Genomic DNA, 12,826 nt, shown 5'->3' with positions numbered 1-12,826 from the left:
GGGCCAGGCCACGCCGCTCGCCGCGCGCTATCCGATGCCCGCCTGGGCGCCGGCCGGTGGCTGGCGCGTCGATCGCGCGCTCTGCCTCGCGCACGCGTTGCAGGAATCGCAGTTCCGCATCGAGGCGGTCAGCCGCGCCGGCGCGCGCGGCCTCATGCAGTTGATGCCCGCCACCGCGCGGCTCGTCGCGCGCCACAAGGGCGATGCACCCGAGATCGCCGATCGCCTCTCCGATCCGGCGGTCAGCTTCGAATATGGCCAATCCTATCTTCAGGAGCTCGCCGACAACGGCGGCACCGGCGGACTGCTGCCCAAGGTGATCGCCGCCTACAACGCCGGTCCCAACAATGTCGCCGCCTGGAGCGCGCGGCCGGGCGCGAGCGCCGATCCCTTGTTCTTCATCGAGACGATTCCGTTCGCCGAGACGCGCGGCTATGTCGCGACCGTGCTGCGCAACTATTGGATGTACCAGCGCGAGACCGGCGTCCCCTCCGAAAGCCTCGCGATGCTCGCGCAGGGCAAGTGGCCGCGCTTCCCCGTGATGCCCGCGCAACGCCGCACCGCGCAGGCCGAGCCCGCGCCGATCGCCTCCGCGCTGTCGAACTGACGTCCCGATCGTCACCCCGGGCCGGTCCCGGGGTCCACGCCTCACCTTGCCATGCCCTCGCGGACGGGACCGTGGATGTCGGCACAAGTCCGGCATGACGGAAAGGATCGGCGCGGCTACACCCGCTCGATGCCCATCGACACCGATCTTCCCTTCCTCCCCGTCCGCATCGCGATCCTGACGATCTCCGACAGCCGCACGCCCGCCGACGATCGTTCGGGCGACACGCTCGTCGAGCGGCTCGAGACCGCGGGCCACATCCTCGCCGATCGCGCGATCGGCCGCGACGATGTCGCCGCGATCGTCGCCCGGCTCGAACGCTGGATCGACGATCCGCAGGTCGATTGCGTCATCACCACCGGGGGCACCGGCGTCACCGGCCGCGACGTCACCCCCGAAGCCTTCGACCGCGTCTGCGAGAAACGGATCGAGGGGTTCGGCGAGCTGTTCCGCTGGCTGAGCTACCGGACGATCGGCACCTCGACGATCCAGTCGCGCGCCACCGCCGGAGTCGCGCGCGGCACCTATCTGTTCGCGCTGCCGGGCTCGACCGGCGCCTGCCGCGACGGCTGGGACGGCATCCTCGCGACGCAGCTCGACAGCCGCCATCGCCCCTGCAACTTCGTCGAGCTGATGCCCCGACTCAAGGAGCGCTGAGCGATGCTGGGCATATTCGCCGTCACCGCGATGCTTTACCAGGCGCGCGATCCGCTGCCCCGCGCTACCACCGCCGAGACCAAGGCGATCGCCGCCGATCTTCGCGTTCGTCCCGATGCGGCGTTGACCGATCTTCCCTTCCCCGTGCGGCGCGATGGCCGCATTCTCGAGGTCGGCGCGATCCGGTTCGTCGACGAAGGCGATTGCGACCGTCCGCAATGCGCGCGCTACCGGCTCGACGCGGTCCTTCCCGGCGGGCACGTCGGCGTTCGGGCCAGCCGGTACGAGAGCGGCGATTATTGGGTCGTCGGCAACGCGGGCGACGCCACCGCGATCGGCGGCAAGCCCGTCGCCTCGCCTTCCGGCCGCTATCTCTTCGTAGGCCTGCGCGACGACCTTAACGGGGAGAGCGACACCGGCATCCCCAACAGCATCGCCCTTTGGCGATCGCGGGATATGCAGCGCGTCCGCGCGGTCGACTGGCCGATCGTCACGCTCAAGGCTTTCGTCGCGTGGCATGGCGACGGCTGCGTCGAATTCACCGGCCAAGGCGGCGGCGTCACCCTTCCGGATAAGCCCCGTCCCTACTGGCTGGTCGAGGAGCCGATCGACTGGGTTCTCCACGACACAGCCCCTTCGGCCTGCACCGCACCGTGAACCACCGGGCTTCCCGCTCACTCCTCGCGCAAGGCCGGCGAGCAGGAGCGCCACGAGCAGGAGAAGGACGGCCATCATCGCCGCCTTATATGTTCTTGATACGTTCCTGTCAAGCGTTTAGGCCGGGCCGATGGATTCGCCTCCCCGATCCGGCCGTGGCGCCACCCGCAACGCGACGCCGCAACGTTTCAACCTCAAGGCGCGCGAGGAGGATGGCGATTGGCGCGATGCCGCCGAAGGGATCGACGGCGCGCCGCCCCCGCCCCGCACCACCGTAACGGTAGAACGCGCCAGGACGATCCTGACGCGCAACGCCTCCCCCGATGTGCCCTTCGATCGCTCGCTCAACGCCTATCGCGGCTGCGAGCATGGCTGCATCTATTGCTTCGCCCGGCCGACGCATGCGTTCCACGATCTCTCGCCCGGCCTCGATTTCGAGACGCGGCTGTTCGCCAAGCCCGATGCGCCCGCCCTGCTGCGCAAGGAGCTCGCCGCGCGCGGCTATGCGCCGCAGCCGATCGCCTTCGGCACCAACACCGATCCCTATCAGCCGATCGAGCGCGAATGGCGGATCACGCGCGCCTGCCTCGAAATCCTCGCCGAATGCCGCCACCCGGTGACGATCACCACCAAATCCGATCGCGTGCTGCGCGATCTCGATATCCTGGCGCCTATGGCCGCAAGAGGGCTCGCCGCCGTCGTCCTCTCGATCCCGACGATCGATCCCGCGATCGCGCGCACGCTGGAGCCCCGCGCGCCCCATCCGGCGAGGCGCCTCGCCGCGGTGCGTGCGCTCGCCGCGGCGAAGGTGCCCGTCCACGTCTCGATCGCGCCCGTCGTTCCCCAGATCACCGATCACGAGATGGAGCATATCCTCGCGGCGGCGGCCGATGCGGGCGCGCGCGGCGCCTTCTTCCTCCCTGTCCGCCTGCCGCACGAGGTGGCGCCTCTGTTCCGCGCCTGGCTCGACGCGCATCATCCCGATCGCGCCGCCAAGGTGATGGCGACGATCCGGTCGATTCGCGGCGGGCGCGACAATGATCCCGATTTCTTCACGCGGATGAAAGGACAGGGGCCATGGGCCGATCTGCTCCGCACCCGCTTCACGATCGCCTGCCGCAAGCTCGGCCTCAACCGCGAACGCCTCGCGCTGCGCACCGATCTGTTCCGCCCGCCGGAGGGCGATCAGTTGCGGTTGCTGTAGATCGAGCAGGCTATTTCCGCGCCGCCGCCGTCTCGTCGCGCTTGGTCTTGAACTCGGACCCCTCGGCCCAAGCCGGCCATTCGCGCGAATTGGCCAGCCGCTCGCCCAGCGCGAAGAGCAGGTTCAGGTCCTGCACCGCGCCCGCCAAATTCCAGTCGGCGCGCCATTCGTCGGCGGGCTGGTGGTAGCGGTTCTTGGTGTAATCGGCCGCCAGTATCTCGCCGCGCGCGGTGCCGCCCTCGATCAGATCGTTGCCCGTCTTGAACGAAATCGCCGGCACCCCCTGCTTGGCCATCGAGAAATGATCCGATCGGAAGAAGCCGCCCGCTTCGGGATGCGGCTCGGGCGTGAAGGTCCGCCCGACCTTGGCGCCCTCGGCGATCAGATCGTCGAGCAGGCCGAGCCTCGCGCTTCCCGAGATCGTGAAGTTACGCGCCGGGCCCGCGAGGTTGATCCCGTCCATGTTGATCACGCCCACCGTCGTCGCCAGCGGATAGAGCGGGTGGGTGCCGTAATATTCGCTGCCGAGCAGCCCCTTCTCCTCGGCGGTCACCGCGAGGAAGGCGACCGAGCGCTGCGGCCGGGGCGCCGCCGTAAACGCCTTGCCCAACGCCAGCAGCGCCGCGACGCCCGAGGCATTGTCGGCAGCACCATTGTAGATCCTGTCGCCGCGCGCATCGGGTAGCCCGATGCCGAGATGATCCCAGTGCGCCGAGTAGAGCAACGTCTCGTCTGGCCGCTTGGCGCCCTTGAGCAGGCCGACGACATTGTGGCTGACGATCCGCTGCGCATTGGCGTCGAGCAGCACCGACAGCGTCGGCTTGAGCGGGATCGGCCTGAAATCGCGCGTCCGCGCCAGCGTCTTGGCCGCCTCGAAATCGAGCCCCGAGGCCTTGAACATATCCACCGCGAGATCGCGCTGGATCCACGTCTCCAGCGGCGTGTGCGCGGCGGCGGGGGCATCGCGAACGATATCGAACTGGACGTTGGCGTTCGAATTCTTGACCGTCGCCCAGCCGTAGGAGGCCGGCCCGGTCTCATGGACGATCAGCACGCCGGCCGCCCCGCGCCGCGCGGCTTCCTCATATTTATACGTCCAGCGGCCGTAATAGGTCATCGCCTTGCCGCCGAAGTCACCGCCTGAGCCACCGGCGACCCCGGTCTCGTAATCGGGATCGTTGATCAGCACGACGATCACCTTGCCGTGCAGATCGACGCCCTTGAAATCGTCCCAGTTCTTCTCGGGCGCGGTGACGCCGTAGCCGACGAACAGCAAGGGCGCGCCCGCCAGCGCGACATGCGAACCGCCGTCGAGCGGCGACCTGACGGCGATCTCCTCGCCCTGCGTCAGCATGCGCCTCGCGCCGCCGATCATCAGCGCGATCTCGGGCTTGCCGCTGATTTCGGAGCGGAGCAGCGGCACGTCCTGGATCCAGCCGCGCTTGCCGTCGGGACGCAGGTCGCCGCCGGGCATCAGCCCCGCCTTGCGCATCCGCCCGGCGATGAAGGCCACCGTCTTGTTCTCGGCGCGCGTCGCGGGGCCGCGCCCCTCATAATCGTCGGACGAGAGCGTCTTGATATCCTGCGAGATCGCCGCGGCATCGATGGTCGGCGGCACCTGCGCCCCTGCCATGCCCGCCGCCATCACCGCCGCCAGCGCGACGCCGCTCCACCGATATTTCATGCGTCCCGCTCCCTGTTCGACGGGCGCACGATGGCGGCGCGGCGCCGCCGCCGCAAGCGCGATCGCTTAGTTTGACGCGATCCGCATGCCGCCGCCGTCGAGCCGCGCGGCGAGCTGCGCGTCGCGGCCATAGGGATCGCCGTAGCTCACCAGCGCGCCGTCATCGTCGCGGTCCATCGTGAAATAGACCAGATAGACGTTCCAGCGCTTGGGCAGCGGCACCGTCTCGGTCCTGGTCTGCGCCAGCGCCTCGTCGAACGCGCCCGCGTCGCCGCCGTCGCGCATCAACTCGGCGGCGAGCTGGTCGATGTCCTTGACGCGGATGCAGCCGTGGCTCAGCGCGCGGTCGTCGCGCGCGAAGCCGGCCTTGGCGGGCGTGTCGTGGAGGTAGATCGCCTGATCGTTGATCAGGTTGAACTTGATCTTGCCCAGCGCATTGCGAGGCCCCGGCGGCTGCCGCACCGAAAGCTGCCCGCCGCTCGACGCATAGACGAAACCGGGCCGGCCAGCGCGCATGTTCGATTTGCGGATGATGCTCTGCGGCACGTTCCACCAGGGATTGACGACGACGGAGGTCGCTGGCGTCATCATCAGCGGCGTCGGCGTATCGGGCGCGCCGACGACGACGGTGTAGGTCGAAGTCGGCATCCCGTCGTCGAACACGCGCAGCCTGTAGCTCGGCACGTTGACGTAGAGATAGTCGCGGCCGAGATCGCGCGGCATCCAGCGCCAGCGCTCCATATTGGCGCGGATGCGATCCCGGTCGCCGCCGCTGGCTCCGGGCAGCGCATCGCGCAGCGCCGCATAGCGCGGATCGCCCGGCAGCAGGCTCGCCAGGAACGGCCCGACCTTGCCGGCGGCGACCGCCTGCGTAAGCCTGCCCGACAGCCCCGCCATCTCGTCCATCGATCGCGCGATATGCCAATCGAATGATTCGCGATCGCTCACCCGGCCGAAAGCATAATCATGCGCCAGCGTCTGCGCCGATGCCTGCGCGACGCGATCGAGCTCGGCGCCCGCGCCGCCCTCAATCGCCCGACGCAGCGCCGCCGGATTATAGTCGCTCGCGCGCAATCCTTCGGCGGGCGCGCCCTCGATCGCGGTCAACAATTGCCGCGCGCTTTCGACCGGCCATGTCGCGGCAATCGGAGCAGCGACAGGCGCTTGCGCGATCGCCGGCACCGTGCTCAAGGAGGCGGGGACATCGGTCGCGCCGATGCTCAGAAGAGCGGCGGACGCCAGAAGAAACCCGCGCAGCCCAAAGGCCGCGGCGCCATGCATCGTTGACATCTCCACGCTCCCTTTACTTACACCGGCTCAACGATCGCGAACGCCGCGCGATCCGCCCTGCGCCGCTTGTCAACAACTTTATTTGTATCAAGGCCGATTGATGCGCGACGCTCGGGCTTCTGCTAGAAGCGGGGGTATCCGAGGGAGCGTGAATGCCGCAGCCGATCCTGTTCGTCCTCAACGGACCCAATCTCAACCTGCTCGGGGTGCGCGAGCGCGAGGTCTACGGGCACGATACGCTCGCCGATGTCGAGGCCGCGTGCCGCGCCGAGGCCGATGCGGCGGGGCTGGACCTGCGCTTCCACCAGACTGATGCCGAACATGAGCTGATCGGCTGGATCCAGGAGGCGCGCACCGGGGCGGCCGGCATCGTCATCAACCCCGCCGCGTTCAGCTATGCCGGCTATCCGATCTACGATGCGCTCAAGATGTGCGATTGCCCGATCATCGAGGTCCATATCTCGAACCTCCACCGCCGCGACGAAGCCTGGCGCGCCAATTCGATCATGACCGCCGCCGCGACGGGAATCATCAGCGGCCTCGGCACGCACGGCTATGCGCTGGCGGTGCGGCACATCGCCCGGCTGCGAGCGGGTTAGGAGAGCCTGCGCCGGGGACACGGCTAAATCGGATGACTTTATTTTTATCCGTTCATGCTGAGTGGAGACGGAGTAGCTCCGCAGGAGCGTATCGAGGGCTCGTATCGAAGTACGGCTCCCGGGCGTATCCTTCGATACTGGCTCGACAGGCTCGATCCCTACTCAGAGTCTGACTCATAATTGGTCTCGTGCGAGTTGACGAGAGAGCAGCATGAGCGGGTAAGGCTGAAGTCATCCGACTTCAGGCGCGCCGATCGCCGGCTCCCCGAAGATCGCTGTTGCCAGCACCGGCCGGACATGCTGGCTTCGGCGATCACACCCGAGGAGATCCCCGCATGAAGCCTTTGTTCGCAGCGACCATCGCTTTGCTCGCGCCCATCGCTTTGCTCGCGCCCATCGCCGGCCATGCCGCGACGCCGGTCACGCATTTTCCCGCCGCCGCGCCCAAGGGCATCGCCGGCATGGGCGCGTCGCCGCCGTTCAGCGCCGCGGTGATGGCCGGCGATACGCTCTATATCGCGGGCACGACCGACAATGATCCCGCGACCGGCAAGCCCCCCGCCGACGCGGCGAGCGGCGCCAGGCTGGTGCTCGACACCATCAAGGCGACCGTCACCAGAGCCGGGCTGACGATGGACGATCTCGTCTGGGTACAGGTGTTCGCGAGCAATCTCGCCGACTTTGGCGCGTTCAACACGGTCTATCGCACCTACTTCACCGGACCGATGCCAGCGCGCGCCTTCCTCGGCGCGGGCAGCCTGCTCGGCGGTGCGCATTTCGAGGTGATGGGCATCGCGGTGAAGCGGAAGTAGCGGAAGTAGCGGCCTAAGGCGGTGTGGATTCTAAGGATTCCCTTTTGCGTTACGTTTTGATTCAGGCTGCTTCTTGGGAGGCGGCTTTGGCGTGATGGATCGGTTGGTGCTGAGCGACAGCGCTTGGGAGCAGATGGCGTCGTTGATCATCGGGCGCCCCGACCAGAAGGGATCGACGGGCCGGGACACCGGATGTTCGTCGAGGCGGTGCTGTGGATCGTGCGGACGGGGTCGCCGTGGAGCGATCTTCCCGAGGTGTTCGGCGACTGGAACAGCGCGTTCCGCCGTTTCAGCCGGTGGAGCGCCAAGGGGGTGTGTGGTGGCGCATCTTCGAGGCGATGTCGGATGATCCCGACTTCGAATATCTGATATCGACAGCACCGTCGTTCGCGCCCACCAGCACGCTGCGGGGGCTAAAAAGGGCGGTCTGAAGGTCAGGCCCTTGGCCGTTCGCGCGGCGGCCTGAGCACCAAGCCTGTCCTGAGAGTCTGACTCATATGTTGAGTGGGCGATTTGGCGGGAGAGCGCTTTAACGGAGGCGAGGTTGATCCATGCTTCTTCCGACTGGCTGGATGCCTCGTAATCTTTGGCGAGGCGCCGGTTTCGTCCGAGCCAGGCGAAGGTGCGTTCGACGACCCAGCGGCGCGGTTCTTGGACGAAGTGGCCGACGCGGTGGGTGCGGGTGATGGATCTCGATGGTCCATGGCCTTGGGTCGTCAAAGGCGGCGAGCAGCTTGCGGCCTCCGTAGGCGCGGTCGGCGAAGCCTTCCTGAGCCTGTCGAAGGGGCGAGCAATATTCCATCCGTTGCACTTCGAATGTGAATCCACACCCGGCTCAAGGCCGGGTGACGGGAGTTCAATGTCAACGGCCATCGCTGCGGCGGCCGCGCTCAGCCCTCGATGATCGTTCGCACCTTCTGGGAGAGCGCGTCGATCGCGAAGGGTTTGGTGATCAGTTCCATTCCGGCATCCAGGAAGCCGCCGTTGATCGCGGCGTTTTCGGCGTAGCCGGTCATGAACAATATCTTGAGGTCCGGGCGCCGCAGGCGGGCGGCGTCGGCGAGCTGGCGGCCGTTGAGGCCGGGCAGCCCGACATCGGTGACGAGCAGATCGATGGGCTCTTCGGACTGGAGTATCTTGAGGCCCGACGGCCCGTCGATCGCCGCCAGCGTACGATAGCCGAGATCGGCGAGCACATCGAGCACCAGCTCGCGCACCGCGGGCTCGTCCTCGACCACCAGCACCATCTCGCCATCCGCGCTGCCGACGACGTCGCGCGTCGCCAGGGCCGCGTCTTCGGGAGCGTCCGCATCGGCGTAGTGACGCGGCAGATAGAGCTTCATCGTCGTGCCCCGGCCGACCTCCGAATAGATTTTGGCATAGCCTTCGGATTGCCGGGCGAAGCCGTAGATCATGCTGAGGCCGAGCCCCGTGCCCTGTCCGATCGGCTTGGTGGTGTAGAAAGGCTCGAACGCTTTCTCGATCGTCTCCGCGCTCATCCCGGTGCCGGTGTCGGAGACGCAGATGCAGACATATTGGCCGGGGCGGATATCGCGCGCGTTGGCGGCATAGGCGTCGTCGAGACGCGCGTTGCACGTCTCGATCGTCAGCTTGCCACCGTCGGGCATGGCATCGCGCGCGTTGATCGCGAGATTGAGGATGGCGTTTTCAAGCTGATGCGGATCGCACAGCGTCCGCCACAATCCGCCGGCGACGACCATTTCGAGCTGGACGGCCTCGCCGATCGTGCGGCGGATCAGATCCTCCATCGACGCGATCAGCCGATTGGCATCGACCGCCTTGGGATCGAGCGGCTGGCGGCGCGAGAAGGCGAGAAGGCGGTGCGTGAGCGCGGCGGCGCGGTTGGCCGAGGTGACCGCCGCAGAGACGTAGCGATCGATCTCCCCGCCGCGCCCCGCCGCCAGCTTGCGCTGCATCAGATCGAGGCTGCCGATGATCCCGGTGAGCAGATTGTTGAAATCGTGCGCGATGCCGCCGGTGAGCTGGCCCACCGCCTCCATCTTCTGCGCCTGGCGGAGCGCATCCTGCGTGTGCGCGAGTTCGGCCGCCTGCGCCCTGGCTTCGGTGACGTCGCGCGCGGTGGCGGTGATCAGATCGCCATCGGGGCCCGCCGTCCAGGAAAGCCAGCGATAGCCGCCGTCGCGATGGCGATAGCGATTCTCCATCATCGGCATCGTCCCGGCCGCCGCGACTTCCAGCGCATTATCGATCGGGGCGTGATCGTCGGGATGGATGAAATCGAGGATATTCTTGCCGACCATCTCCTCCGGCGCCCATCCCAGCAGCCGCTCCGCCGCCGGGCTGACCTCGAGAAACACGCCGCCCGTATCGATGACGACGATAAGATCGCGCGAATTGCGCCACGCCCGGTCGCGCTCGCGCGTGCGCTCCTCGACGCGCACCTCCAGCTCGGCGTTGAGCAGGCGAAGTTCCTCCTCGGTCTCCCGCAGGGCCGCGGCGGCGCGCTTGCTATCGGTGACGTCGGCGCCCTCGACGAAGATGCCCGTGATCGCGCCATCGGAATCGCGCAGCGGCTGATAGACGAAATCGACGTAGCGTTCGTGGGCGGGCGCGTCCTTGGGCTGGACGACGAACAATGTGCCCGCCGCGGAATAAGGCTCGCCCGACCGATAGGCCTCATCGAGCAGCGCCACGAAGCCTTGTTCCACCGCCTCGGGCAAGACCTCGGCGATCGGGAGGCCCGAAACGTCGCGGCCGACCAGCGCGATATAGCCGGGGTTGACGCGCTCGAAGCGATGCTCCGGCCCGCGCAGCACCGCCATGAAGTTCGGCGCCTGCTCGAATATCTGCGCGAGCTGCTCGCGCTCGGTGGCGAGGTCGCGCTTGGCTTCGACCTCCTCGGTGACGTCGCGCGCGGCGCCGACGAAGCGGAGCGGAGCGCCATCGCCGTCGCACTCGATATGGCCTTTTCGCGCGATCCATCGCAGCGCGCCGTCATCGGCGCGGCGGATGCGATATTGCACGTCGGGCGGGACGGTGCCGGCGCTTCGCGACATGGCGTCGGACGCGTGCGCGCGATCCTCGGCGACGACGAGCGCCTCCAGCATGGCGGCGGGCATCTTGTCGCACTCCTCGACGCCGAACAGGCGGCAGAATTCGGGCGTGGCATCCAGCATGCCCTCCCGATCGACCGAGAAAAGGCCGATGCCGCCCGCTTCCTGCGCGCGCCGCAGCCGCGATACGGCCTCCTTCAGCGCCGTACCCGCTTCGTGCTGCGCGGTGCGATCGCGGAAGATCTTGAGGAAGCCCTGCGCGGCGCCATCGTCGCCGAGCAGCGGCATCATCTCGCCATTCGCCCAGAAGCGGCTGCCGTCGCGGCGCAGGTGCCAGCGTTCATCGGTGCCCCGCCCGGTGGCCAGCGCGGCCTGCATCTCGCGCGCGGGGACGCCCGCGGCGCAATCCTCGGGCGTGAAGAAGGTGTCGCAGGGGCGGCCGCACATCTCCCGCTCGGTCCAGCCGAGGATCAGCTCGGCGCCCTTGTTCCAGCTCGTGACGATGCCCTGGAGGTCCATCGAGACGATCGCATAATCGACCGCGCTTTCGAGGATGAGATGATGGCGCTGCCGATCGGTGCGTTGCTGGGCGAACGCGCGGCGCAGTTCGAGCTGCGCCATCACCTGCCGCGCGAGCGCCGCCAGCGCGGCTTTCTGATCCTGGTCGAGACGATGGGGCCGCCGATCGATCACGCAGAGCGTGCCGAGCATATGGCCATCGGGGGTGCGGAGCGGCGCGCCCGCGTAGAAGCGCAGATGATTCTCCCCCGTCACCAGCGGATTATCGAGGAAGCGGGTGTCGCCGGTCGCGTCGGGGACCTCCATCACGTCCTGCTGCTCGATCGTATAGTTGCAGAAGGCGATCGCGCGCGGGGTCTCCTCGACATCGACGCCGATCCTGGCCTTGAACCATTGCCGCGTCTCGTCGAGCAGCGTGACCAGCGCGATCGGCACGCCGCAGATCTGGGCGGCGATCCGCGCGATATCGTCGAACTCCGCCTCGCTGGGCGTGTCCATGACGTTGTAGCGCCTCAGCGCCGCCAGCCGCGCACCCTCATCGGCCAAGCCGTGCTTCCCCTGCTTCGACGCCGGCCGCTCGGACAGTCCGCATCATCGCGGACGATTAGGACAATCCGGCGCAGGTTGCGACCGAAGAGTTCGGGGGCGGCTACAGCGCCTGCGCGGCGGCGGCGGCGCTGGCCCAGGCCCACTGGAAATTATAGCCGCCGAGCCAGCCGGTGACGTCGACCGCCTCGCCGATCGCGTACAGCCCGGGGACGCGGCGCGCCGCCATCGTCTGCGAGGAGAGATCGGCGGTGCTGATGCCGCCGATCGTCACCTCGGCCTTGGCGAAGCCCTCGCTGCCGTTGGGGCGGAAGCGCCAGCGCGCGAGTGCGGCTTCGGCGGCGGCGAGCCTGGCATCGGCGAGACCGCCGAGTTCGCCCGAAAGCGCGAGCCGCTCACCCAGCGCCTCGGCAAGGCGCGCGGGGACGGCCGCCGCCAGCGCTTTGGGGAAGGCGGTGCGCGGCGTCTCGCGCTTGGCCTGGCGGAGCCAGCCGCTCGGCCGACCGGGGAGGAAATCCACCGCGATCTCCTCGCCCGGGCGCCAGTAGGACGAAATCTGGAGGATCGCCGGGCCGGAGAGGCCGCGATGCGTGAACAAGGCCGCCTCGCGGAACGCGGTCTTGCCGTGGCGCGCGACGATTTGCGCCGAGACGCCCGAGAGCGTGCGGAACAGCAGATCGTCCCCCGCTAGCGTCAGCGGGACGAGCGCGGGGCGCGGTTCGACGATCTTGAGGCCGAAGCGGCGCCCGAGATCATAGGCGAAGCCGGTCGCGCCCAGCTTGGGGATCGAAGGCCCGCCGGTGGCGATCACCAGCGCCGGCGCCGATGCGACGCGGCTACCGAGCGCGACGCGGTAGCGGCCGTCGGCATGATCGACCGCGGCGATCGCTTCGCCGAGCGCGATCTCCACCCGCCCCCGCGCGCATTCGTCGAGCAGCATGGCGACGATCTGCGCGGCCGATCCGTCGCAGAAAAGCTGGCCCAGCGTCTTTTCGTGCCAGGCGATGCGGTGGCGATCGACCAAGGCGAGGAAGTCGGCGGGCCGGTAGCGCGCCAGCGCCGAGCGGGCGAAATGCGGGCCGGCGGACAGGAAGCGTTCGGGAATCGTGCCGAGATTGGTGAAGTTGCAGCGCCCGCCGCCCGAGATCAGGATCTTGCTGCCCGGCCGATCGGCATGATCGATCAGCAGCACGCGCCGCCCGCGCTGCCCCGCCAG

General features: G+C 68.1%; 10 protein-coding genes and 2 pseudogenes. 7 read left to right on the top strand and 5 right to left on the bottom strand.

Annotated features, from left to right (window positions below; genetic code table 11):
* From HUU94_RS06430 to HUU94_RS06415, 4 genes are all read left to right on the top strand, one after another.
* Nucleotides 1–607 (top strand): lytic transglycosylase domain-containing protein (locus HUU94_RS06430; RefSeq protein ID WP_174274274.1); only part of this gene is annotated, 607 nt, incomplete at its 5' end.
* Between the two features lie 129 nt (nucleotides 608–736).
* Nucleotides 737–1,264: a molybdenum cofactor biosynthesis protein B gene (gene moaB, locus HUU94_RS06425; protein WP_174274273.1), complete on the top strand. Its 528-nt coding sequence runs from the start codon at nucleotides 737–739 to the stop codon at nucleotides 1,262–1,264.
* A 3-nt stretch (nucleotides 1,265–1,267) separates the two neighbouring features.
* The gene (locus HUU94_RS06420; protein WP_174274272.1) at nucleotides 1,268–1,921 is read left to right on the top strand and encodes a hypothetical protein; all 654 of its coding nucleotides are present in this window, start codon (nucleotides 1,268–1,270) and stop codon (nucleotides 1,919–1,921) included.
* Nucleotides 1,922–2,051: 130 nt separating this feature from the next.
* Nucleotides 2,052–3,125, top strand: a complete 1,074-nt coding sequence (locus HUU94_RS06415; protein ID WP_174274271.1) for a PA0069 family radical SAM protein — start codon at nucleotides 2,052–2,054, stop codon at nucleotides 3,123–3,125.
* A gap of 10 nt (nucleotides 3,126–3,135) precedes the next feature.
* On the opposite strand, the gene HUU94_RS06410 is transcribed toward HUU94_RS06415, so the two are convergent.
* On the bottom strand, nucleotides 3,136–4,809 hold the full coding sequence (locus tag HUU94_RS06410; RefSeq protein ID WP_174274270.1) for a M28 family metallopeptidase: 1,674 nt from the start codon (nucleotides 4,807–4,809) through the stop codon (nucleotides 3,136–3,138).
* Between the two features lie 66 nt (nucleotides 4,810–4,875).
* A complete protein-coding gene (locus tag HUU94_RS06405) occupies nucleotides 4,876–6,099 on the bottom strand; it encodes a L,D-transpeptidase family protein (RefSeq protein ID WP_174274269.1) in 1,224 nt (407 codons plus the stop codon).
* 152 nt (nucleotides 6,100–6,251) lie between these two features.
* Here HUU94_RS06405 and HUU94_RS06400 point away from each other — a divergent pair, with 152 nt between their 5' ends.
* The 3 genes and pseudogenes from HUU94_RS06400 to HUU94_RS06390 all read left to right on the top strand — a co-directional run.
* Complete coding sequence (locus HUU94_RS06400) at nucleotides 6,252–6,698, top strand: type II 3-dehydroquinate dehydratase (protein WP_174274268.1); 447 nt, start codon at nucleotides 6,252–6,254, stop codon at nucleotides 6,696–6,698.
* 335 nt (nucleotides 6,699–7,033) lie between these two features.
* The gene (locus tag HUU94_RS06395; protein ID WP_174274267.1) at nucleotides 7,034–7,510 is read left to right on the top strand and encodes a RidA family protein; all 477 of its coding nucleotides are present in this window, start codon (nucleotides 7,034–7,036) and stop codon (nucleotides 7,508–7,510) included.
* 94 nt (nucleotides 7,511–7,604) lie between these two features.
* Nucleotides 7,605–7,984 (top strand): annotated as a pseudogene (locus HUU94_RS06390) (IS5 family transposase); the annotation flags it as partial.
* Nucleotides 7,985–8,017: 33 nt separating this feature from the next.
* On the opposite strand, the pseudogene HUU94_RS12960 reads toward HUU94_RS06390, so the two are convergent.
* The 3 genes and pseudogenes from HUU94_RS12960 to HUU94_RS06375 form a co-directional block, all read right to left on the bottom strand.
* Nucleotides 8,018–8,170, bottom strand: a pseudogene (locus HUU94_RS12960) (transposase); the annotation flags it as partial.
* 230 nt (nucleotides 8,171–8,400) lie between these two features.
* The gene (locus HUU94_RS06380; protein ID WP_217429573.1) at nucleotides 8,401–11,610 is read right to left on the bottom strand and encodes a PAS domain S-box protein; all 3,210 of its coding nucleotides are present in this window, start codon (nucleotides 11,608–11,610) and stop codon (nucleotides 8,401–8,403) included.
* 103 nt (nucleotides 11,611–11,713) lie between these two features.
* The coding region (locus tag HUU94_RS06375; protein WP_174274266.1) for an NAD(P)/FAD-dependent oxidoreductase at nucleotides 11,714–12,826 on the bottom strand (1,113 nt) is incomplete at its 5' end.

The sequence above is a fragment of the Sphingomonas bacterium genome, from assembly GCF_903644055.1.
Taxonomy (GTDB): domain Bacteria; phylum Pseudomonadota; class Alphaproteobacteria; order Sphingomonadales; family Sphingomonadaceae; genus Sphingomonas_I.
The sequence above is the reverse complement of the archived record's forward strand: the minus strand, read 5'-3'. Positions and strand labels throughout refer to the sequence as shown.